At 66.3% G+C, this 20,188-nt stretch carries 21 protein-coding genes; 15 read left to right on the forward strand and 6 right to left on the reverse strand.

Features of this window, described 5'->3' with window-relative positions:
• Window position 1: 1 nt before the first annotated feature.
• On the forward strand, window positions 2-1,714 hold the full coding sequence (locus ATE67_RS08305; protein ID WP_197411902.1) for an ATP-binding protein: 1,713 nt from the start codon (window positions 2-4) through the stop codon (window positions 1,712-1,714).
• A 54-nt stretch (window positions 1,715-1,768) separates the two neighbouring features.
• On the opposite strand, the gene ATE67_RS08310 is transcribed toward ATE67_RS08305, so the two are convergent.
• A complete protein-coding gene (locus tag ATE67_RS08310; RefSeq protein ID WP_058816244.1) occupies window positions 1,769-2,158 on the reverse strand; it encodes a VOC family protein in 390 nt (129 codons plus the stop codon).
• Between the two features lie 45 nt (window positions 2,159-2,203).
• Complete coding sequence (locus ATE67_RS08315) at window positions 2,204-3,328, reverse strand: cell wall hydrolase (protein ID WP_058816245.1); 1,125 nt, start codon at window positions 3,326-3,328, stop codon at window positions 2,204-2,206.
• Window positions 3,329-3,527: 199 nt separating this feature from the next.
• Here ATE67_RS08315 and ATE67_RS08320 point away from each other — a divergent pair, with 199 nt between their 5' ends.
• Window positions 3,528-4,037, forward strand: coding sequence for a hypothetical protein (locus tag ATE67_RS08320; RefSeq protein WP_058816246.1), 510 nt, complete (start codon window positions 3,528-3,530; stop codon window positions 4,035-4,037).
• Here the strand turns inward: ATE67_RS08320 and dmeF are convergent.
• Window positions 4,034-4,978, reverse strand: a complete 945-nt coding sequence (dmeF, locus tag ATE67_RS08325; protein ID WP_058816247.1) for a CDF family Co(II)/Ni(II) efflux transporter DmeF — start codon at window positions 4,976-4,978, stop codon at window positions 4,034-4,036. The genes ATE67_RS08320 and dmeF overlap by 4 nt on opposite strands.
• Before the next feature lie 8 nt (window positions 4,979-4,986).
• The gene (locus ATE67_RS08330) at window positions 4,987-5,262 is read right to left on the reverse strand and encodes a metal/formaldehyde-sensitive transcriptional repressor (protein WP_058816248.1); all 276 of its coding nucleotides are present in this window, start codon (window positions 5,260-5,262) and stop codon (window positions 4,987-4,989) included.
• Window positions 5,263-5,441: 179 nt separating this feature from the next.
• Here ATE67_RS08330 and chrA point away from each other — a divergent pair, with 179 nt between their 5' ends.
• On the forward strand, window positions 5,442-6,623 hold the full coding sequence (gene chrA / locus ATE67_RS08335; protein ID WP_058816249.1) for a chromate efflux transporter: 1,182 nt from the start codon (window positions 5,442-5,444) through the stop codon (window positions 6,621-6,623).
• Here chrA and ATE67_RS08340 read toward each other — a convergent pair.
• Window positions 6,613-7,560 carry a homocysteine S-methyltransferase family protein gene (locus ATE67_RS08340; RefSeq protein ID WP_058816250.1) on the reverse strand — a complete coding sequence of 316 codons (948 nt, stop codon included), beginning with the start codon at window positions 7,558-7,560 and terminating at the stop codon, window positions 6,613-6,615. The genes chrA and ATE67_RS08340 overlap by 11 nt on opposite strands.
• 154 nt (window positions 7,561-7,714) lie before the next feature.
• Between ATE67_RS08340 and rimP the strand changes: the two genes are divergently transcribed.
• Genes rimP through rbfA form a run of 6 tightly spaced genes read left to right on the forward strand, consistent with a single transcriptional unit; the run spans window position 7,715 to window position 14,225 of the window.
• Entirely contained in the window at window positions 7,715-8,260 is a 546-nt protein-coding gene (gene rimP / locus ATE67_RS08345) for a ribosome maturation protein RimP (RefSeq protein WP_058816251.1), read from the forward strand.
• Window positions 8,260-9,909 carry a transcription termination factor NusA gene (gene nusA / locus ATE67_RS08350; protein WP_058816252.1) on the forward strand — a complete coding sequence of 550 codons (1,650 nt, stop codon included), beginning with the start codon at window positions 8,260-8,262 and terminating at the stop codon, window positions 9,907-9,909. Before rimP ends, nusA begins: the two co-directional genes overlap by 1 nt.
• A complete protein-coding gene (locus tag ATE67_RS08355) occupies window positions 9,890-10,684 on the forward strand; it encodes a DUF448 domain-containing protein (RefSeq protein WP_058816253.1) in 795 nt (264 codons plus the stop codon). Before nusA ends, ATE67_RS08355 begins: the two co-directional genes overlap by 20 nt.
• A gap of 17 nt (window positions 10,685-10,701) precedes the next feature.
• Window positions 10,702-13,230: a translation initiation factor IF-2 gene (gene infB, locus ATE67_RS08360; RefSeq protein ID WP_058816254.1), complete on the forward strand. Its 2,529-nt coding sequence runs from the start codon at window positions 10,702-10,704 to the stop codon at window positions 13,228-13,230.
• Between the two features lie 36 nt (window positions 13,231-13,266).
• Window positions 13,267-13,821 carry a DUF1697 domain-containing protein gene (locus tag ATE67_RS08365; protein WP_058816255.1) on the forward strand — a complete coding sequence of 185 codons (555 nt, stop codon included), beginning with the start codon at window positions 13,267-13,269 and terminating at the stop codon, window positions 13,819-13,821.
• Complete coding sequence (gene rbfA / locus ATE67_RS08370; protein ID WP_058816256.1) at window positions 13,818-14,225, forward strand: 30S ribosome-binding factor RbfA; 408 nt, start codon at window positions 13,818-13,820, stop codon at window positions 14,223-14,225. The genes ATE67_RS08365 and rbfA overlap by 4 nt, the downstream gene beginning before the upstream one ends.
• 63 nt (window positions 14,226-14,288) lie before the next feature.
• Here rbfA and ATE67_RS08375 read toward each other — a convergent pair whose 3' ends face one another.
• The gene (locus ATE67_RS08375) at window positions 14,289-15,707 is read right to left on the reverse strand and encodes a WS/DGAT/MGAT family O-acyltransferase (RefSeq protein WP_058816257.1); all 1,419 of its coding nucleotides are present in this window, start codon (window positions 15,705-15,707) and stop codon (window positions 14,289-14,291) included.
• A 181-nt stretch (window positions 15,708-15,888) separates the two neighbouring features.
• On the opposite strand from ATE67_RS08375, the gene ATE67_RS08380 reads away from it, so the two are divergent.
• The 6 genes from ATE67_RS08380 to rpsO all read left to right on the forward strand — a co-directional run bounded on the left by ATE67_RS08380 (window position 15,889) and on the right by rpsO (window position 20,140).
• Window positions 15,889-16,494: a thymidine kinase gene (locus tag ATE67_RS08380; RefSeq protein ID WP_058816258.1), complete on the forward strand. Its 606-nt coding sequence runs from the start codon at window positions 15,889-15,891 to the stop codon at window positions 16,492-16,494.
• A gap of 39 nt (window positions 16,495-16,533) precedes the next feature.
• A complete protein-coding gene (locus tag ATE67_RS08385; protein ID WP_058816259.1) occupies window positions 16,534-17,811 on the forward strand; it encodes a M20/M25/M40 family metallo-hydrolase in 1,278 nt (425 codons plus the stop codon).
• Entirely contained in the window at window positions 17,811-18,347 is a 537-nt protein-coding gene (locus ATE67_RS08390; protein ID WP_156416966.1) for a GNAT family N-acetyltransferase, read from the forward strand. The genes ATE67_RS08385 and ATE67_RS08390 overlap by 1 nt, the downstream gene beginning before the upstream one ends.
• Window positions 18,348-18,452: 105 nt before the next feature.
• Entirely contained in the window at window positions 18,453-18,845 is a 393-nt protein-coding gene (locus tag ATE67_RS08395) for a DUF6491 family protein (protein ID WP_231728087.1), read from the forward strand.
• A 31-nt stretch (window positions 18,846-18,876) separates the two neighbouring features.
• Complete coding sequence (truB, locus tag ATE67_RS08400) at window positions 18,877-19,848, forward strand: tRNA pseudouridine(55) synthase TruB (protein ID WP_058816261.1); 972 nt, start codon at window positions 18,877-18,879, stop codon at window positions 19,846-19,848.
• A gap of 22 nt (window positions 19,849-19,870) precedes the next feature.
• Complete coding sequence (gene rpsO, locus ATE67_RS08405; RefSeq protein ID WP_058816429.1) at window positions 19,871-20,140, forward strand: 30S ribosomal protein S15; 270 nt, start codon at window positions 19,871-19,873, stop codon at window positions 20,138-20,140.
• Window positions 20,141-20,188: the final 48 nt, after the last annotated feature.

Raw genomic sequence — 20,188 nt, forward strand, 5'->3', positions numbered from 1 at the left:
TATGGATATGCATGGCGGCGGGTTTGGCGCCGGGGATTCGACGGCTGCACAACATGTCCGGCTTGCCGGCGGGGGAACGGCGGCGGCCGTGGCGCCCGTTGCGACGCACCACCGCGACGATCTGTTGATCGGTGAAGTCATCGATGTTTCGGGCTCGGATTCGCGTATCCTGATCGACGCCGCGACGATCGGCCAATTGTCGTCGTCGAGCGACGCGTCGGTGGCGATGGCGGGTCAGGTCGGGGCGCAGGTCAAGGTTCGCGTCGGCAATATCTGGCTTGTCGCCAGCATTCGCGACCAGCGGCTGCACGAGCGCGGCGAAGGGCTGATCGTCGCGACGATCGACTTCCTCGGCGAAGGCGAAGAGGAAAAGATCACCGGCCGCATCCACAATTTCCGCCGCGGTGTGACGCGCTACCCGATCCCGGGCAGCCAGGTGTTCGCCGCGACGAGCCACGATCTCAAGCAGATCTACGCCGCCGACGAGCGCGCGCACGTCGAAGTCGGCACCGTCTATCCGACCAAGGATATTCGCGGCTCGCTCTACGTCGATGCGATGCTCGGCAAGCATTTCGCGCTGCTCGGGTCGACCGGTACGGGCAAATCGACCAGCGCCGCGCTGATCCTGCACAAGATTTGCGAGCTCGCGCCGCAGGGCCATATCGTGATGATCGACCCGCACGGCGAATATTCGGCCGCGTTCAAGGGCACCGGGGCCCTGTTCGACGTCGACAATCTGGCGATGCCCTATTGGCTGATGAACTTCGAGGAGCATTGCGAAGTCTTCGTCACCAGCCAAGGCCGCGACCGTCAGGCCGACTGCGACGTTCTCGCCAAATGCCTGCTGCAGGCGCGGCAGAAGAACCGCATGGCCGAGGGTATGACCAAACTCACGGTCGACTCGCCGATTCCCTATCTGCTGTCCGACCTGCTCAACATCCTGCAGAACGAGATGGGCAAGCTCGACAAGGCGACCTCCTCGGCGCCCTTCATGCGCATCAAGGGCAAGATCGAGGAAATGCGCGCCGACCCGCGCTATAATTTCATGTTCTCGGGCATGCTCGTCGCCGACACGATGGCGGGCTTCCTCGGCAAGATTTTCCGGCTGCCCTCGGACGGCCGGCCGATCTCGATCATCGATGTCTCGGGGGTTCCGTCGGACATCACCGGCGTCGTCGTCGCGGTGCTCTCGCGCCTGACCTTCGACTATGCGATCTGGTCGCGCGGCGAGCCGCAGCGGCCGATCCTGCTGGTCTGCGAAGAAGCGCACCGCTACATCCCGTCGAAGGATGTCGGCGGCGGCCAGGCGGTCCGCAAGATCCTCGAGCGTATCGCCAAGGAAGGCCGCAAATACGGCGTGTCGCTGGGCCTGATCACCCAGCGCCCGTCGGACCTTGCCGAAGGCGTGCTGTCGCAGTGCGGCACGATCATCTCGATGCGCCTCAACAACGAGCGCGATCAGCAGTTCGTGAAGGCGGCGATGCCCGAAGGCGCGCGCGGGTTCATCGACTCGATCCCGGCGCTGCGCAACCGCGAATGCATCGTCTGCGGCGAAGGCGTGTCGATCCCGATCCGCGTCTATCTCGACACGCTCGAGGAGGACAAGCGTCCCGCCTCCAGCGATCCTCTGTTCTCGAAGCTGTGGCGCGAGACCGGCGGCGAAACCGAAATCCTGGAACGCGTCGTCAAGCGCTGGCGCAGCCAGGGGCGCTAAGCCTCGCAAGCCGAACAGGAAGCGGCGCCGGTCCAAAGGACCGGCGCCGTTCTGCTATTTGGAAACAGGCGGTTCCCACAGCTCGATCGGATTGCCCTCGGGATCGTGGACGCGCGCGAAGCGGCCGACCGCGGGGTCGTCCCATTCGGGCTTGGTGATGATCTCGTCGCCCGCCTCGCGAAAGGGCGCCAGCACCGCGTCGAGATCGTCGACGCGCAGGTTGATCATGAACTGGCGGTCGGCAGCGAAATAGTCGGTGTCGGCCTTGAAGGGCGAGAAGACCAGCGGGCCCGCCGTGACATTCCATACCCACTCGTTCGGCGGCACGCTGTCGTCGGCGCTGCACCCGCCCCCGATGCCGAGACGGTCGCGATACCATGCGCTGAGCGCCGCGGGATCCTGGGCGCGGAAAAACAACCCACCGATGCCTTTGACATGTCCCATGCATCTCTCCCTCATTTCGATGCCGGAGAGACTAGGCGGCTTTGGTCAGCGAATCCATTCCCCGCTCTTGCGGAATTCTTCCTTGATCTGGCCCGATTGGTTGAGCCGCGGATCGGTGTAGGTCGGTGCGGGCGCAACGGGCGCTGCGGGAATCGGAGCAACCGGCGTCGCCATCTGCGCCGGCATCGGCGCTGGCGCAACGTCGGGCAGTACCGCCGCGGCGCCGGTCAGCGCGGGCACCGGGCCGGCGCCCGGCGCAATGCCCTGACCCTTCAGGATGGCGAGTTGCTGCGCGACCGGCAGATAGGGGCCGGGCACCGGCTCGCGGCCGAGATACGGCGCGCGGAACGCATCGGGCATGCCCCAGCGGCCGCGCCAGCGGTGGAAGATATGCGCGCCGACGATGTTGGTCATCACCAGGCTCTTGCCCCAGCGCGGCCAGATCGCGGTCGTGTGATAATGGGTGGCGAGGCCGACGCCGGGAAAGACATAGCCGCCCAGCGCCGCCGAGGCGACGCGGCTCGCGCGCAGCCACTGGGGCTTGCTCGGCGCGCGCGCCATCGCGCCGTCGCAAGAGAAGGTAAACTGGCAGACGCCCGCGCGCTGCGACCCTTGGAACACGACGCCGCAGATCGTGTTCGGAAAGCTCGGGTGGCGGGCGCGGTTGATGATGACCTGCGCGACGCCGCGCATCCCGTCGTCGCTCTCCGACGCGGCTTCGTAATAGATGGCCGAGGTCAGGCAATAATGCGCGCGTTCGCGATCGAGCGCGGTCAGGCCGCGAAAGATGTAAGGCTTCGCCGGCGGACCGACAAGCGCTTCCTGCTGGAGCTGCGCCGGGGTCAGCGGTGCGTTCGCGGTGGCATCGGCGAACCCGATGCTGTCGGGGCTCGGCAGCGTCGGGTCGATTTTCAGCGCATCCTCATAGGTGTCGGCATTCATCACCGCCCAGCGCGCCGGGTCATATGTCTTGAAGGCAAGCGGCACCGAAACGCTGTAGGCGCCGAACCCGCGCGGGCGATATTGCCCGCTCGACAGCATCAGCGCCGCGCATGCGACGACGACGATCGCGACCAGCAGGCCCCAATATTCGCGGCCCGGCCCCGCCGGCTTTTCCGGCACCGGATCGCGCCACGTCGAGCGGGCGGAAAGGGTCAGTTCGGGCTTCATGCGATGCGTCGAATCTCCGCAGCCGATTCGGACGGCTGCTCTCACCCTGCCTTATGCCCTGAAACGCCAACAAAATGTTTCACCGCGTGCGCCATGTGCCGCAGGGGGACAGCGGGCCGGGACGCGGTTAATCGCCGAGGCCGGTCGAAACAGGGCCGCATTAGGGCTCTGTTGAGGCTGTCCGTGATAAGGGGCGGCCATGACCGACGCCGGCCTTCCGATCTATCGCCGCAGCGCGCGAACCGATTACCGGATGTGGTTGCTGCTCTCCGTCGGGCTGATTTTCTTCTGGGCCGGATCGACGATTCGTCCCGAGGACAATTGCAGCGAGGACGGACGCGAATGCGCGCCTTGGCTGGTGCCGTTGGCGCAAGGACTGGGTGCGATCGTCGCATTGGGGGCGGGTCTCAACATGCTCGCCAATCCGCGGCGCGGCAGCCTGTTCGATCCGGCGACCGGCGATCTTGTCTGGTGGCAGGCGCGGATCGGCAGCGCAGGCGGCGACGAGGGGCGCATCCATGTGTCGCAGATCGGCAAGCTGCGGATCGTGCGCGGCGACGAAAGCGACGACGAGGTCCATCTCTACGACCGCGAGGGCAATCGCCTCTTCTGGTTCGATCAGGAGGTGATCCCCTGGCCCTACGAGCGCTGGGCCGAAAGGCTCAAGCGACTTGCGCCGCAGATCGAGGTCGTGGTCGATACAAGCTAGCGTATCTCGACCGTCAGATGTTCGATCTCGCGCACCGGACGCAGGCGCTGGCAGATCGTCTCGCGAGCCACGCCGACCGCGCTGACGATCGCAGAATGCGCGCCGGGGCCGACGCGCCAGACGTGGAGGTCGCAAATCCGCGCATCGCCGGGCCCTTCGACCAGCGCGCGGATTTCTGCTTCGAGCTTGGCGTCCGTCGCATCGAGCAGCACCGCGCCGGTGTCGCGCATCAGCGACCAGGACCAGACTGCGATGACGATCGCACCGACGACGCCCATCGCCGGGTCGAGCCAGGTCCAGCCGAGATAGCGCCCGCCGAGCAGCGCCGCGATCGCGAGCACCGAGGTCAGCGCGTCGGCAAGGACGTGCAGATAGGCCGAGCGAAGATTATTGTCTTTCTCGTGCCCGTGGGAAGGACCGTGTGCATCGTCATGATCGTGATGATGGTCATGCCCATGCTCATGACCGTGCCCATGATCGTGACCGTGCCCCAGCAGCAGCGCGCTGACGATATTCACCCCCAGGCCGACGATCGCGACGATGGTCGCTTCGCCGAACTCGACGGGGCTGGGATTCACCAGGCGGATCAGCGATTCATACGCGATGCCGATCGCCACGATGCCCAGCACCAGCGCCGAGGCAAAGCCCGCGAGGTCGCCAACCTTGCCGGTGCCGAAGGTGTACCGCCCGCTTTCCGCATGACGCTTGGCATAACGATAGGCGAGGGCCGCGATGCCAAGCGCGCCGGCGTGCGTTGCCATATGAAAGCCGTCGGCGAGCAGCGCCATCGAATTGAACATCAACCCCGCGGCGATCTCGCCGACCATCATGACAGCCGTCAGCACCACGACCCAGAGCGTGCGGCGCGCATTCTCGTCGTGCCGCTTGCCCAGATAGACATGGCGGTGCGTCAACGCATCGATTTCGCTGTCGAGCGACATTCTTCCCCCTATTTGGCGTAGCGGCGGATCGCCGCAAGCAATTCGTCGCCGCCCTGCGCGCGGGCAGCATCCGACAGGCCGGGCGCGACGACATGCGATTGCAGATGCTCGGCGACGAGTTCGTCCATCAATCCCGCCACCGCGCCGCGTACTCCCGCCACCTGATGCAGGATCGCGGCACAGCCGGCCTCATCGGCAATCGCCCGCTCGATCGCCGCGACCTGCCCGGCGATACGCCGGGTGCGGGCGAGTAGTTGGTCCTTGTTGGCGTGGGCATGTGACATAGGATACCCCCCTATCCCATAATCGAAGAAAGGGCAAGGGCGCTGAAAGGCAAACTATCTTTCATCGCGTGGCGGCCATGCTATCCCTTGCGCCCCGGGCAACGCGGACGCCCGTTCAGACGATGCGCCGTCCAAGCTCCGCTCCATGAGCCGCGCTTGCGGCAAGGAGCGTGCTTGCAATGACGACCGACAGCTATTCGCCGCCGCGGCTTTCCCTCCTCCAACTTTTTCTGCGCTTCCTGCGCTTCGGCTTGCTCGCCTTCGGGGGGCCGGTGGCGCAGATTGCGATGGTGAAGCAGGCGCTGGTCGAGGAGGAGCGCTGGATTTCGCCCGCGCGCTTCAACCGGCTGCTCGCGGTGATGCAGGTTCTGCCCGGGCCCGAGGCGCATGAACTTTGCGTCCACTTGGGCATGGTCGCGCGCGGCCGGATCGGCGGCCTGCTCGCGGGGGTGGGCTTCATGCTGCCGGGTTTCGTGCTGATGCTGGGCGCGGCCTGGCTCTACAAGGATTGGTTCGTCGGCAACCCCGCGATGGCGCCGATCTTCCTCGGGGTGCAGATCGCGGTGCTGGCGATCATCCTGCGCGCGGTGCAGCGGATCGGGACGCATATCCTGGAGGACCGGCTGCTTTGGGGGCTTGCTGCGGCGTCGCTCGCTGCGACCCTGGCGGGCGTGCCGTTCTGGATTCCGCTCGTCGCGGCGGGACTGATCTACAGCTTTGCGGCGCGCCCGGCCGTGGCAGCGGCGGTGGTCGTGGTGGCGGTCGCACTGGCGTTGCTCATCTCGGGCGACGCCCCCGTCATCCAGGCCAGCGTCGCCGCGAGCAGGGCGGACGTCATCGCGCTGTTCATCGCCGGGCTGAAGGGCGGGCTGCTGACCTTCGGCGGCGCTTACACGGCAATCCCCTACGTGCGCGCGGACACCGTCGGACGCGGCTGGGTGTCCGACGCCAGCTTCCTCGACGGCGTCGCGCTGGCGGGAATGCTGCCCGCGCCGCTGGTCATCTTCGCGACCTTCGCGGGCTATGTCGCAGGCGGATTTCCAGGCGCGCTGGCCATCACGGCGGGCATGTTCCTGCCCGCCTTCGCCTTTTCGATGATCTTCTACGAACGGCTGGAGGCGGTGGTCGAGAATCCGGCGCTGCATCGCGCGCTTGCCGGGGTCGCGGCGGCGGTCGTCGGGGTGATCGCCGCGACATTGCTCCAGCTAGGCTGGGTGACGGCGCTGCGCGTGGCGACGCCGATCGCCGGGCTCGCGATCTTCGCAGGCGCGGTGGCGGCGGTGTTTCTGCTCAAGGGCAAATGGGTCGCACCGCTGCTCGTCGTCGCGGCGGGCGCCGCAGGGTGGCTGCTCAACCCCTGAGACTGCTCGCCGTCAAGTTGCGCGCGATCTGGTCGAGATGCGGCGCCCAGGTGCCGCAGCAGCCGCCGAAGATGTCGAGGTGCGGATATCGCCGCGCCAGCGCACCCATGCGCTGGCCAAGGTCGACCGGGTCGCCGTCCTCGATATGGCCGAGCTTGCAAAGATCGATCTTGTCCTTGGCGCTGGCGTTCGGGCGCAGGCTGCGAATCCGCTTGATCCAGTCGCCGGGTTCGAGCGCCGGCTCGAATTCGAGCGGGTGCGAACAGTTGATACCGTAAAAATCGGGACGCGCGTCGCCGGCCTCGGCATCGACCGCCTCGATCGCCTCCTTCAGGCTCGGACCCGATTTCAGGCAATGGTTGCTGTCGAGCGTGAACGATATCTGGAGCGGCAGGTCGATTCGCGCCGCCGCGCGCGCGACGCCGACCGCCTCGGGGACATTGTTGAAGGTCGCGGCCCATACATAATCGACCTCGTTGCGTTTGTGCACCTCCAGCTGGAAGCTGTGATACTCCTCGGCCTCGTCGGCGGTGATCGTCCGGTTGAGCGAATAGGCGTCGCCGCGCGGGCCGACCTGGCCGCCGATCAATATATCCTTGATCTGGCCTTCATAAGGCTGCGCGACCTCGCGCAGGAAGGCGATGGCCTGCGTCAGGGCATCCGCGAGCCCTTCGCGCGAATAGCCGAGCTTCGCGGCCCAATCGGGGCTGCCGCGATAGTCGAGGCCGCTGATCATCGCGGCGAAGCCATGCTCGGCCGCGACGTCGAGCACACGGCTGTACATCGCTTTCAGATCGGCCATCCCCTCGGGCTTGTCGAGCAGCGGATACATCGCGAACTCGGGCAGGTCGTGCCCGTGCCGATACTGGATTTCGGTCTCCTGACCGCCTTCGGTCAGATAGAAGATGCCTTCGCGCTGCGGTGCAAATCCAGCCATCGTGATCGCCTCCCTACTTCCCACTTGCCGACTCTCGCGTGGGAGCCTATATGCGCCTCACTCCTAGACATGGCTAGCCAGATGGGACGTCGGGGCCGCGGGCCGCGGCGGCCGTTCCCGCATGGGTTTCCGGTCTTGTGATAAGGAAAGATATTTGGTCGATCTCGACGCCCTCAATGCGATCATCGCGCCCGAAGCCGAGGCGATGGGCCTGGGGCTCGTGCGCGTCGCTTTCTTCGGCGGCGAGAGCGACCCCACGCTGCAGGTGATGGCTGAACGCCCCGACACGCGCCAGCTGACGATCGACGATTGCGCCGACCTGTCGCGCCGCATTTCGGCCCAGCTCGACGCGCTCGAAGAGGCGGGCAAGGACCCGATCGAGGTCGCGTACCGGCTGGAGGTGTCGTCGCCCGGCATCGACCGGCCGCTGACGCGTCGCGCCGACTTCGCCGACTGGGCGGGGCACGAGGCGAAGGTCGCGCTCAAGGAAAAGCTGAATGGCCGCCAGCGCTTCAACGGCGAGCTCGTCGGCATCGACGGCGATACCGTCACGATTTCGGACAAGGAAGGGGTGGAGCATAAGCTGCCGTTCGACGCGATCGATACGGCGAAGCTGGTTCTCACCGACAAATTGATTGCCGCAACCGTCCCGCTCTCGATCGAGGGCGCCGACGAAATGGAAGAAGAAGGACAGGACTGATGGCCACTGCCATTTCCGCCAACAAGGCCGAACTGCTCGCGATTGCCAATTCGGTCGCCAGCGAGAAGATGATCGACAAGGGAATCGTCATCGAGGCGATCGAGGAAGCGATCCAGCGCGCGGCGCGCGCGCGCTACGGCGCCGAGAACGACATTCGTGCGAAGCTCGATCCGCAGACCGGCGATCTTCGCCTGTGGCGCGTCGTCGAGGTCGTCGAGCAGGTCGAGGATTATTTCAAGCAGGTCGACCTCGCCGCCGGCCAGAAGCTGCAGAAGGACGCCAAGATCGGCGACTTCATCGTCGACCCGCTGCCCGCGGTCGACCTCGGCCGCATCGACGCGCAGTCGGCGAAGCAGGTGATCTTCCAGAAGGTCCGCGAAGCCGATCGCGAACGCCAGTATCAGGAATTCAAGGACCGCGCGGGCGAGATCATCACCGGCGTCGTGAAATCGGTCGAATTCGGCCACATCGTCGTCAACCTCGGCCGCGCCGAGGGCGTCATCCGCCGCGACCAGCAGATCCCGCGCGAACTGATGCGCGTCGGCGACCGCGTCCGCGCGCTGATCCTGTCGGTGCGCAGCGAAACGCGCGGGCCCCAGATTTTCCTGAGCCGCGCGCACCCCGACTTCATGAAGAAGCTGTTCGCGCAGGAAGTCCCCGAAATCTACGACGGCATCATCGAGATCAAGGCCGCCGCGCGCGACCCGGGCTCGCGCGCCAAGATCGGCGTGATCAGCTATGACGGCAGCATCGACCCCGTCGGCGCCTGCGTCGGCATGAAGGGCAGCCGCGTCCAGGCGGTCGTCCAGGAAATGCAGGGCGAAAAGATCGACATCATCCCCTGGTCCGAGGACACCGCGACCTTCGTGGTCAACGCGCTCCAGCCGGCAACGGTGCAGCGCGTCGTCATCGACGAGGATGACAGCCGCATCGAAGTCGTCGTTCCCGACGACCAGCTGTCGCTCGCCATCGGCCGCCGCGGCCAGAATGTCCGTCTCGCCAGCCAGCTCACCGGCAGCCAGATCGACATCATGACCGAGGCCGACGCGAGCGAGAAGCGCCAGCGCGAATTCGTCGAACGCTCGACGATGTTCCAGGAAGAACTCGACGTCGACGAAACGCTCGCGCAGCTGCTCGTTGCCGAAGGCTTCAGCGAACTCGAAGAGGTCGCTTATGTCGGCATCGACGAACTGGCGAGCATCGAAGGCTTCGACGACGAACTGGCGCAGGAGCTGCAGAGCCGCGCCGCCGAAGCGCTCGAACGCCGCGAGGAAGCTTCGCGGCAGGAACGCCGCGCGCTCGGCGTCGAGGATGATCTGGCCGAGATTCCGCACCTCACCGAAGCGATGCTCGTCGTCCTCGGCAAGGCGGGGATCAAGACGCTCGACGACCTCGCCGACCTCGCGACCGACGAACTGATCGCGAAGAAGCGCCAGGACAACCGCCGCGGTCCGGCGCGCGCCGAACGCGCCGAGGACAAGGGCGGCGTGCTGGGCGAATATGGCCTGACCGAAGAGCAGGGCAACGAGATCATCATGGCGGCGCGTGCGCACTGGTTCGCAGACGAACCGGCGGACGCTGCACCGCAAGCCGAGTCCGCGGCGGAGCCGCAAAACGGGGAGGCCGCCGATGCGGACCCCGCACAATGATCAGCTGAGCGAACCAGACCGCGCTGGTCGGCGCGGCCAGCATGTGCCCGAGCGGCGCTGCGTCATCACCGGCGAGGTTTCGCCGGCCGAACGGCTCGTGCGCCTGGCGCTCGGGCCCGACGGCGCGATCGCGCCCGACGTTCTGGGCAAGGCGCCCGGACGCGGCGCATGGATCGGCGTGACCCGCGCCACGCTCGAAGCGGCGCAGGCGAAGGGCAAGCTCAAGGGCGGGCTCGCGCGGGCGCTGCACGAAGGCAATATCACGATCCCCGACGACCTCGGCGCGCGGATCGAGGCGCAACTGAAGCGCGCGACGCTGGACCGGCTCGGGCTCGAATCGCGTTCGGGGACGCTGATCAGCGGCAACGAAAAGGTCGAGCAGGCGGCGCGCAAGGGGCAGGTTCGCCTGCTGCTTCACGCGAGCGATGCGGGCGAGGACGGCCGCAAGAAACTCGCGCAGGCATGGCGCGTCGGCGAGGACGACGAGGGATCGGGCCGCGAAGGGACCATCTTGCCGGTGGACCGGCAGTCCCTATCTATGGCATTGGGGCGTGAAAATGCGGTGCATTTGGCCGTCACAGACGCCCGTGCCGCCGACCGGGTGCTCGCGCATCTTGGCCGCTGGCAGTTTTTCTCCGGATGGAGTAGGGACGCGGCCGACCGCGTTTCCCTTGAGGATTCCCGCAGCGCGGGGGGCACAGTTCCCCGCGACGCGGCTAATCGGATGGCGTCCACGGATACCGGCACGGTTTCCGACGCTTCGGACGCGTTATGAAGGAAAATAGAGTTTAGATGAGCGACGAACAGGACAAGCCGACCCTTACCCGCAAGCCGCTGGGGCTGAAGCGGACGGTCGAGGCCGGCCAGGTGCAGCAGCAATTCAGCCATGGCCGCCGCAATACGGTGGTGGTCGAGGTGAAGCGCCGCCGCGTGCTCGGCCGCCCGGGCGAAGCCGCCCCTGCGGCCGAGGTCGAAGAGGTCGCGGCGCCCGCTCCGGCGCCTGCCGCCGCCCCCGCGCCTGTCGCGGAAAAGCCCGCTGCGCCGAAGCCCGCCGCCGACAGCCTGATGTCGCGTCAGGAGCGTCAGGCGCAGCTGCTGCGTGAGGCCGAGGAAGCGCGCATGAACGCGCTCGAGGAAAACCGTCGCCGCGAGGAAGCCGCGCGCGCCCGCGCCGCCGAGGAAGAAAAGAACCGCGTCGCCGAAGCGCGCGAGGACAAGGCGAAGGCTTCCGAAGCCGCGCCGGCCCCCGCCGCCGAAGTCGAAGCGCCGGCCGCCGAGGCTCCCGCCGCCGAGACGAGCGAAGCCGCGCCGCGCAGCACGACGAGTGCCGCGCCCGCGCCGCGCCGTTTCACGCCGGTCGAGGCGCCGAAGCGCCCCGAACCGAAGCGCCCCGAACCCAAGGCGACCCGCGGCGCCGACAACCGCCGCCAGTCGGGCAAGCTGACCGTCACGCGCGCGCTCAACGACGACGAGGGCGCCCGCGCGCGCAGCCTCGCGGCGCTGAAGCGCGCCCGCGAAAAGGAAAAGCGCTCGCACATGGTGTCGAGCGGACCGCGCGAGAAGCAGGTCCGCGAAGTCGTCGTGCCCGACAGCATCACGGTGCAGGAACTCGCCAACCGCATGGCCGAAAAGGGCGCGGACCTGGTGAAGGCGCTGTTCAAGATGGGCATGCCCGTGACCGTCAACCAGACGATCGACCAGGACACCGCCGAACTGCTCGTCACCGAATTCGGTCACGAGATCAAGCGCGTCAGCGAAGCCGATGTCGACATTCGCCACGACGAGGATGTCGACGACGCCGCGCACCTGAAGCCGCGCGCGCCGGTGGTCACGATCATGGGCCATGTCGACCACGGCAAGACCAGCCTGCTCGACGCGCTGCGCGGCGCGAATGTGCAGGCGGGCGAAGCCGGCGGCATCACCCAGCATATCGGCGCCTATCAGGTGAAGACCCCCGACGGCAGCCAAGTCACCTTCCTCGATACGCCGGGCCACGAAGCCTTTACCGAGATGCGACAGCGCGGCGCGAACGTCACCGACATCGTCATCCTGGTGGTCGCCGCCGACGACGGCCTGAAGCCGCAGTCGATCGAGGCTATCGCCCATGCGAAGGCGGCCGGCGTGCCGATCATCGTCGCGATCAACAAGGTCGACAAGGAAGGCGCCAACCCGCAGCGCGTCCGCGAACGCCTGCTCGAGCATGAGCTGGTGGTCGAGGAAATGGGCGGCGACGTCCAGAATGTCGAAGTCTCGGCACTGAAGAAGACCGGCCTCGACAAGCTGCTCGACGCGATCGCCGTGCAGGCGGAGATCATGGAACTGAAGGCGAACCCCGACCGCGCCGCCGAAGGCACGGTGGTCGAGGCGAAGCTCGACAAGGGCCGCGGCCCCGTTGCGACGATCCTCGTCCGCCGCGGCACGCTGCGCGTTGGCGACATCTTCGTCTGCGGCGCCGAAAGCGGCCGCGTCCGCGCGCTGATCGACGATCAGGGCAAGCAGGTGAAGGAAGCCGGCCCATCGATGCCGGTCGAGGTCCTCGGCCTCGGCGGCGTGCCGATGGCGGGCGATACGCTCACCGTCGTCGAGAACGAAGCCCGCGCCCGCGAAGTCGCCGCCTATCGCCAGAGCGAAGCGCTCAAGAAGCGGACGGTGCAGGCGCCGGTCAGCCTCGAGGGCATGTTCGAGGCGCTCGCCGACAAGGCGAAGGTCATCGAATATCCGGTGGTCATCAAGGGCGATGTGCAGGGTTCGGTCGAAGCGATCGTCAATGCGCTCAACCGGATCTCGACCGACGAGATCCGCGTCCGCGTGCTCCAGTCGGGCGCCGGCGCGATCACCGAAAGCGACGTGACCTTGGCCGCCGCCACCGGCGCGCCGATCATCGGCTTCAATGTCCGCCCGAACGCGAAGGCGCGCGAGATCGCGAAGCGCGAAAAAGTGCGCTTCATGTATCATGACGTCATCTATCACCTGACCGACGAGGTCCGGAAGGAAATGGCGGGCGAGCTGGGTCCGGAGCGCATCGAAAACGTCGTCGGCCGCGCCGAGGTCAAGGACGTGTTCCCGGCCGGCAAGCGCGACAAGGCCGCGGGTCTGCTGGTGCTCGAAGGCGTCATCCGCAAGGGGCTCCATGCGCGTCTCACCCGCGACGACGTCATCGTCTCGGCAACGACGATCGCCTCGCTCCGCCGGTTCAAGGACGATGTCGCCGAAGTGCGCGCGGGCCTGGAATGCGGTGTTGTGCTGGCCGATACCAACGACATCAAGCCGGGCGACAATCTCGAAGTCTTCGAGGTCGAGCTGCGCGAACGGACGCTGTAACAGGCGTCCGCTCCGCGCGGATCAGGAGGCGCCGGCATGCCCCGCTATGTGGCCCTATTCGGCAGCATCAACGTCGGCGGCAACCGGCTGACGATGGCCGACCTGCGTTCGGCGTTCGAGGCCGAAGGGTTCGAGAATGTCGAAACCGTGGTGGCGAGCGGCAATGTGCTGTTCGACCATGACGAGCGGCCGACGCGCGGGCTCGAGGAGAAGCTGGCGATCATGGTTGGCGACCGCTTCGACATGGAAACCGCCGCCTTGGTGCGCAGCCGCGATGAACTCGCGGCCGCCATCGCCGACAATCCGTTCGCTGGCACGAACGAGGACCGGATCGTCCACACGATGTTCCTCGACGGCCAGCCGACCGCGGAGCAGTTCGAGGCGCTGGCGACCGACCACCGGGTCCGGCCGATCGAACGCCTCGCGCTCGGCGACCGGGCGCTCTATATCGACTTCGGCGACGGCGCGGCCGACAGCAAATTGCACGCGCGGCTGATCGAACGGCGACTGGGGCACAAGGGCACCGCGCGCAACATCCGTTCGATCGCGCGGATCATTGCGAAACTGGACGAAGAAGCAAAAACGGCATGAAGCAGGAAAAGGATAAAGGCCCCTCGGTGCGGGTGCTGCGCGTCGGCGAGCAGGTGCGGCATCTGTTGTCGGAAATCCTGGCGCGCGGTGACGTCCACGACGACGTCCTCGCCACGCATCCGGTCAGCATCACCGAAGTCCGCATGTCGCCCGACCTGCGCCACGCGACCGTGTTCGTGAAGCCTCTGCTCGGCAAGGACGAGGAAGCGGTGATCAAGGCGCTGCGCACCAACACCGCCTATCTGCAGAAGAGCGTCGCGGCGAAGGTGCGGATGAAATATGCCGCGAAGCTCAAATTCCTGCCCGACGAAAGCTTCGACGAAGCGAGCCATATCGAAAAATTGCTGCGCGACCCGAAGGTGCTGCGCGATCTTGAGAGCGGCGAGGACAAAGCCCCGGACTGACCCCAAAAACTGTCGTCATCCCGGTGAAGGCCGGGACAACGGATTGATAGGGTGGCTAAGGGGCTATTTCCCCTTGATCCCCGCCGCTTCCTCCAGCTCGACCAGGGCATCCTCCAGATAGTCGATCAGCCGCTGGACATGCGGCACGCTGCGCCGACACGCGGTAATCCCGAAATCGATATTCTTGTTGTTCGACACCTGCGTGATGTTCATCGCCATGCCGTCGACCGGGATGCTCGCCGGATACATGCCGTCGAGCCGCGCGCCGTTCCAGTAGAGCTGCTCGCGCGGACCCGGAACGTTCGAGATGGTGACGCTGTACGCGGGGAATTTGTCGGCGGTGCGCGTCAGCGCGGTCAGCATCTGCGGCATTTGCGTGATCGCGGTATAGATCTGGATCTGCTGCGCGGTCATTTCGCGCAGCTGTGCCTTGGCGGCGTTCATCGACGCCTGAATCGTCCGCATGCGCTCGGCCGGATCGTCGATATGCGTCGCGAGGTTGGCGGTCACCGCCGCGACCGAATTGCCCGAATCGATATCGTCCTTGGCGCGGATCGACACCGGCGCCATCGCCTTCAAGGGCTTGTCGGGCAGCTCGTTCAGCGATTGCAGATATTTGCGCATCGCCCCCGAACACATCGCGAGCACCGCGTCGTTGATCGTCCCGTCATAGGCCTTGCCCATCGCGCGCACGCGCTCGAGCGACCAGCTTTGCGCGACGAAGCGCCGCGCGCCGGTGATGTTGCGGTTGAAGCTGGTGCGCGGCAGCCCGGCCCATGGCGTCGTCAGGTCGCCGCCGCCGAGCCCGAACATCGCCGCGGCATATTGGTTCAGCGCCTTGCTCACCCCGACGCTGTTGCCCCACTGCTCCTTCAGGAAAGCGCCGATGGCCTTTATGTCGGTGATGCTGGGCGTCGGCGCCTTTTTCGCGGTCGGGAATTTGCGCTTATAGGCTTCATAGACCTCGACCGACATCGGCGATGCGGTGGGCTTGTAACTCTTGTCGTTGCTCAGCATCGCATTGGTGAAATGCATCGAGCTCGCGCCATCCATGAAAGCATGATGGATCTTGAAATAGGTGGCGATCTGCCGGTTCGGCAGCCCCGAGATCAGCGTGATTTCCCACATCGGGCGGGTGCGGTCGAGCAAGGTGCCGTGGAGGCGCGAGGCGAGTTCGAACATCTCGCGATAGCGGCCCGGCTTGGGCAGCGCCGCCGCGCGGACATGGTAATGCATGTCGATGTCCTTGTCGGGCACCAGCCGGATCGGGCCGTACTGGCCAAGCGGGGTGAGCTTCAGCACTTCGCTGAACGGCCGCCGCAGCCCTTCCTGCTGGCGCAGCAGCGCGAGCATCTCGTTCAGCCATTCGGTCTCGTCGACCTTGTCGGGGAGCGTGTAGAGATTGACCCCGCCGACATGCATCGGCGTCTCGCGCGTCTCCGCGACCAGGAACATCGCGTCGGTCACCGGCATCAGCCGCATGGCAGCTCTCCCCACTCTTATGCTGCATCTTTGTTGCGCAGCATGGCAGGGGGTGCGGGCGAGTCAACACTCAGCGTCATGCCGGGCTCGACCCCGCACCCGCCTTTTTTCTTCAAGATTAGGCGGGCCCCGGATCAAGTCCGGGGTGACGAGGATGTAGCGACGCGTTATCGCACCCCCCATGGCCAAGCTCTATTTCTACTACGCCAGCATGAACGCCGGCAAATCGACGACGCTGCTGCAGGCGGATTTCAACTATCGCGAGCGCGGGATGGAGACGATGCTGTGGACCGCCGCGCTCGACGACCGCTACGGCGCCGGACAGGTGACGAGCCGCATCGGGCTGATGGCCGAGGCGCATAAATTCGATCCCGACAGCGACATGTTCGCCGCGGTCACCGCCGAGCATATGGAACGCCCGCTCGCTTGCGTCCTCGTCGACGAGGCGCAGTTCTTGACGCGGGCGCAGGTGCTCGATCTCGCGCGGCTGGCTGACGAAATAGGCATCCCGGTGCTCTGCTATGGCCTGCGCACCGATTTCTCGGCCGAGCTGTTTCCGGGTTCTGCCGCGCTGCTCGGCATCGCCGACGCGCTCGTCGAATTGAAGGCGGTGTGCGAATGCGGGCGCAAGGCGACGATGAACCTGCGTGTCGATGAAAGCGGCCGCGCCGTCGTCGAAGGCGCCCAGACCGAGATCGGCGGCAACGACCGCTATGTCGCGATGTGCCGCCGCCATTTCATGGAAAAGCGGCGCGCGGCCGCCGCGGCGCTGGCGTCGGCCTCCTGACCGGCTGCCGCTGTTCCCGCTTTTTGCGAAAGGATTGTCATGCGTAAGATCGTGTCGCTGAGCCTCGCCGCGGCGGCGCTCGCCGTCTCACCCCTACAGGCGGCCCCGGCGCCGAAGCCGCAAGCGGTGCTGGAGAGCAAGGCCTATCGGGCGGCGGCGAAGATCCTCGACCGCGATCACGACCGGATGGTCGCCGAGATCATCACGCTGACCGAAATCCCCGCACCGCCCTTCAAGGAAGCGGCGCGCGCCGCGGCGTACCGCGACATGCTGAAGGAGGCAGGCCTCGCGGACGTCGAGATCGACGCGGAAGGCAATGCGATCGGCGTCTATCGCGGCACCGGACCCGCGGGCGGCTCCGCGGTGATGATCGCCGCGCACCTTGATACCGTTTTTCCCGAAGGCACGCCGGTCAAGGTCCGCCGCGAAGGCACGCGCCTCCATGCGCCCGGTATCGGCGACGATACGCGCGGCCTTGCGGTGCTGCTCGCCTATGCCCGCGCGATGAAGGAAAGCGGCGTCAAGGTGAAGCAGGACATCATCTTCGTCGGCAATGTCGGCGAGGAGGGCCCGGGCGACCTCCGCGGCGTCCGCCACCTGCTCACCAAGGGGAAGTACAAGGACCGGGTGAAGGCCTTTTTCTCGATGGACGGGCTCGATCCGTCGCGTCTTGTCACCGGCGGCGTCGGGTCGAAACGCTATCGCATCACCTGGAAGGGGCCGGGCGGCCACAGCTTCAGCGCCTTCGGCCTCGTCAATCCGATGACGGCGATGAGCCAGGCGGTCGTCGATCTCTACAAGATACAAGTCCCCGCGCAGCCCAGGACCACCTATGCCGCCAGCGTCACCGGCGGCGGCACCTCGGTCAATTCGATCCCGAACGAGGCGTATATGGAATTCGACATGCGGTCCGAAAGTCCCGCCGAACTCGCGAAGCTGGAACAGGCGTTTCTTGGCGTCGTCCGGAAGAGCGTCGAGAGCGAAAACACCGCACGGTCGGTGAAGGAAGGGCCGATCACCGCCGATATCAAGCTGATCGGCGACCGCCCCGCGGGCGAGACTGCCGCGACACAGCCGATCGTGCAGAACGCCCAGGCCATCATCCGCGCGAACGGACTCAAACCCATATCGTCCTTTTCCTCGACCGATTCCAACCTGCCGATGAGCCTCGGTATTCCGGCGGTGACGATCGGATCGGGCGGCGAGGGCGGGCGCGCGCATGCGCTCGACGAATGGATCGACGTCGAAAAGACGAAGAGCCTGAGCGGCGCCAAGGTCGGCCTCGGCATCTTGCTCGCGACCGCCGGGGTGCAATGATGCAGGACGCGCTCTACGTCGATCTGGCCGACGGCGATCTCCGCCTCGTCAAGCTGACCGAGGCGCATCGCGAGGCGCTGCGCGGGGTGTGCGCCGCCGATCCCGACATCTGGCCCATTTATTCGTCGAGCTTCGGCCCCGGCCATTTCGACAAGAGTTTCGACGCGCTGATCGGCGGCGCGGCCCGGATGCCCTATGCAATCCTCGACGGCGACCGCCTCGTCGGCATGACCGCCTGGCTGCGCCCCGACTGGTCGGCGCAGACGGTCGAGATCGGCAACTCCTATATTCACCCCGGCGCGCGCGGCACCGGCTTCAACGGCCGGGTGAAGCGGCTGATGATCGACCACGCCTTCGCGTCGGGCATCCGCCGCATCGAATTCCGCATCGACGAGCGCAACAAGCGCAGCCAGGCCGCGGTCGCGAAACTCGGCGCCAGCAAGGAGGGCGTGCTGCGCTCCGAGCGGATCACCTGGACCGGCCATGACCGCGACACCGGCCTCTGGTCGCTGCTCCCGCGCGAGTGGAAAAACTGATCTTCCCCATCGCCGTGCGGCAGGCAGGAAAGGGTCAGCACTGGTTCAGACTCGGCCTGCTATTGGCGCGGTTCGGGTAGGGTCACTTCGGCTGAAAGACTCGACATGAAACAGAAACTCGCACTCTCCCTGGCCGCCTTGCTGCTTCCCCTTTCGGCAGCGGCGGCCGCCGAGCCCGCAACGGAATCGCGCGCGCTCGGCGTTGAATCGAGTATCACCTTCCCCAGCGACAGCTCGATCCGCAACTGGCGCGCCGATCGGGAGCGCGGCATCTGGATTCAGGATCGCAAGGGGGACTGGTATTACGGCAGTTTCGCCGGCCTCTGCCGCGACCTCGATTTTGCGCAGGCCATCGGCGTCGAAACCCGCGGCACCGCACGGCTCGACCGTTTCTCGGCGATCCTCTTGCGCGGCGAACGCTGCCTGCTCTCCTCGTTCGTGACGTCGGAAGCGCCGCCGTCCAAGAAGGACAAGAAGGCCGCGGCCGACGCAAATTGACAGCCCGCACCCCGCGCCGTAGCGGCGCGGGATGAACGGCTGGATCATCCTAGACAAACCCGTGGGCCTCGGCTCGACCCAGGCGGTCGGCGCGGTCAAGCGCGTGTGCCGCGAGGCCGGCCTCGGCAAGGTCAAGGTCGGCCATGGCGGGACGCTCGACCCGCTGGCGTCGGGCGTGCTGCCGATCGCGCTCGGCGAGGCGACGAAGCTGTGCGGGCGGATGCTCGACGCGAGCAAGATCTACGACTTCACCGTGCAGTTCGGGACCGAGACTGCGGGTCTCGACGCCGAAGGGGCGGTGGTTGCGACGAGCGATATCCGGCCGACACGGACCGAGGTCGAGGCGGTGCTGCCACGCTTCACCGGGCCGATCGAGCAGGTGCCGCCGGCCTATTCCGCGATCAAGATCGACGGCGAGCGCGCCTATGACCGCGCGCGCAAGGGCGAGGCGGTCGAGATGAAGGCGCGGGGGGTGACGGTTCACTCTCTTTCCGTTCGCCCTGAGCTTGTCGAAGGGCCGTTCTTTTCTTCGGACGTCGAAAGGAAGAGCGGTCCTTCGACAAGCTCGGGGCGGGCGGGGGAGGAAGCGGCAATACTCGAATCGCTCACCCTCACCGCCCATGTCTCGAAGGGCACCTATATCCGCAGCCTCGCGCGCGACATCGCGCGTGCCGTCGGCACCTTCGGCCATGTGACCATGCTCCGCCGCACCAAAGCAGGGCCGTTCGACCTGTCCCACGCGATTTCGCTGGACAAATTGAACGCATTCGGCCAAGGCGCCGCCCAATCAGACGTCATTCTGCCGCTGGAGGCAGGGCTGGTCGACATCCCGGCTCTGAACCTATCCCCGGAAGCGGCAGGGGCGATCCGTCAGGGTCGCGTCTGGACCGGGGAAAGCACGCACGACGGGCTCTATTGGGGACGGGACAGCGAAATGCGTCCAGTCGCGTTGATAGAGGCTTTGGCGGGAACGCTGAAAGTCGTGCGGGGCTTCAACCTATGACACGATGTTCGAAGGAAGAAATATGTCGATTACCGCAGAGCGCAAAGCCGAAGTCATCAAGGACAATGCCCGCGAAAAGGGCGATACCGGTTCGCCGGAAGTCCAGGTTGCGATCCTGACCGACCGCATCAACACGCTGACCGCTCACTTCAAGGCGCATCACAAGGACAACCACAGCCGCCGCGGGCTGCTGATGATGGTCAACAAGCGTCGCAGCCTCCTCGACTATCTCCGCAAGAAGGACGAGGGCCGCTATCAGGCGCTGATCGCGAAGCTGGGTCTTCGCAAGTAAGAATTCGAGGGCGGCTCCGGGTTCCGGGGCCGCTTTCATTTTATCCGT

It is taken from the genome of Sphingopyxis sp. H050 (assembly GCF_001468265.1).
Classification (GTDB): Bacteria; Pseudomonadota; Alphaproteobacteria; order Sphingomonadales; family Sphingomonadaceae; genus Sphingopyxis.

Excerpts from the sequence above, each read along its gene's own strand:
- ATE67_RS08385 (WP_058816259.1), top strand. The coding sequence starts at position 16,534 with ATGCGTAAGATCGTGTCGCTGAGCCTCGCCGCGGCGGCGCTCGCCGTC.
- nusA (WP_058816252.1), top strand. The coding sequence starts at position 8,260 with ATGGCCACTGCCATTTCCGCCAACAAGGCCGAACTGCTCGCGATTGCC.
- rpsO (WP_058816429.1), top strand. The coding sequence starts at position 19,871 with ATGTCGATTACCGCAGAGCGCAAAGCCGAAGTCATCAAGGACAATGCC.
- chrA (WP_058816249.1), top strand. The coding sequence starts at position 5,442 with ATGACGACCGACAGCTATTCGCCGCCGCGGCTTTCCCTCCTCCAACTT.
- ATE67_RS08340 (WP_058816250.1), bottom strand. The coding sequence starts at position 7,560 with ATGGCTGGATTTGCACCGCAGCGCGAAGGCATCTTCTATCTGACCGAA.
- ATE67_RS08305 (WP_197411902.1), top strand. The coding sequence starts at position 2 with ATGGATATGCATGGCGGCGGGTTTGGCGCCGGGGATTCGACGGCTGCA.
- rbfA (WP_058816256.1), top strand. The coding sequence starts at position 13,818 with ATGAAGCAGGAAAAGGATAAAGGCCCCTCGGTGCGGGTGCTGCGCGTC.
- ATE67_RS08315 (WP_058816245.1), bottom strand. The coding sequence starts at position 3,328 with ATGAAGCCCGAACTGACCCTTTCCGCCCGCTCGACGTGGCGCGATCCG.
- ATE67_RS08355 (WP_058816253.1), top strand. The coding sequence starts at position 9,890 with ATGCGGACCCCGCACAATGATCAGCTGAGCGAACCAGACCGCGCTGGT.
- ATE67_RS08310 (WP_058816244.1), bottom strand. The coding sequence starts at position 2,158 with ATGGGACATGTCAAAGGCATCGGTGGGTTGTTTTTCCGCGCCCAGGAT.
- truB (WP_058816261.1), top strand. The coding sequence starts at position 18,877 with ATGAACGGCTGGATCATCCTAGACAAACCCGTGGGCCTCGGCTCGACC.
- ATE67_RS08375 (WP_058816257.1), bottom strand. The coding sequence starts at position 15,707 with ATGCGGCTGATGCCGGTGACCGACGCGATGTTCCTGGTCGCGGAGACG.
- ATE67_RS08390 (WP_156416966.1), top strand. The coding sequence starts at position 17,811 with ATGCAGGACGCGCTCTACGTCGATCTGGCCGACGGCGATCTCCGCCTC.
- dmeF (WP_058816247.1), bottom strand. The coding sequence starts at position 4,978 with ATGTCGCTCGACAGCGAAATCGATGCGTTGACGCACCGCCATGTCTAT.
- ATE67_RS08365 (WP_058816255.1), top strand. The coding sequence starts at position 13,267 with ATGCCCCGCTATGTGGCCCTATTCGGCAGCATCAACGTCGGCGGCAAC.
- ATE67_RS08330 (WP_058816248.1), bottom strand. The coding sequence starts at position 5,262 with ATGTCACATGCCCACGCCAACAAGGACCAACTACTCGCCCGCACCCGG.
- ATE67_RS08380 (WP_058816258.1), top strand. The coding sequence starts at position 15,889 with ATGGCCAAGCTCTATTTCTACTACGCCAGCATGAACGCCGGCAAATCG.
- ATE67_RS08395 (WP_231728087.1), top strand. The coding sequence starts at position 18,453 with ATGAAACAGAAACTCGCACTCTCCCTGGCCGCCTTGCTGCTTCCCCTT.
- infB (WP_058816254.1), top strand. The coding sequence starts at position 10,702 with ATGAGCGACGAACAGGACAAGCCGACCCTTACCCGCAAGCCGCTGGGG.
- ATE67_RS08320 (WP_058816246.1), top strand. The coding sequence starts at position 3,528 with ATGACCGACGCCGGCCTTCCGATCTATCGCCGCAGCGCGCGAACCGAT.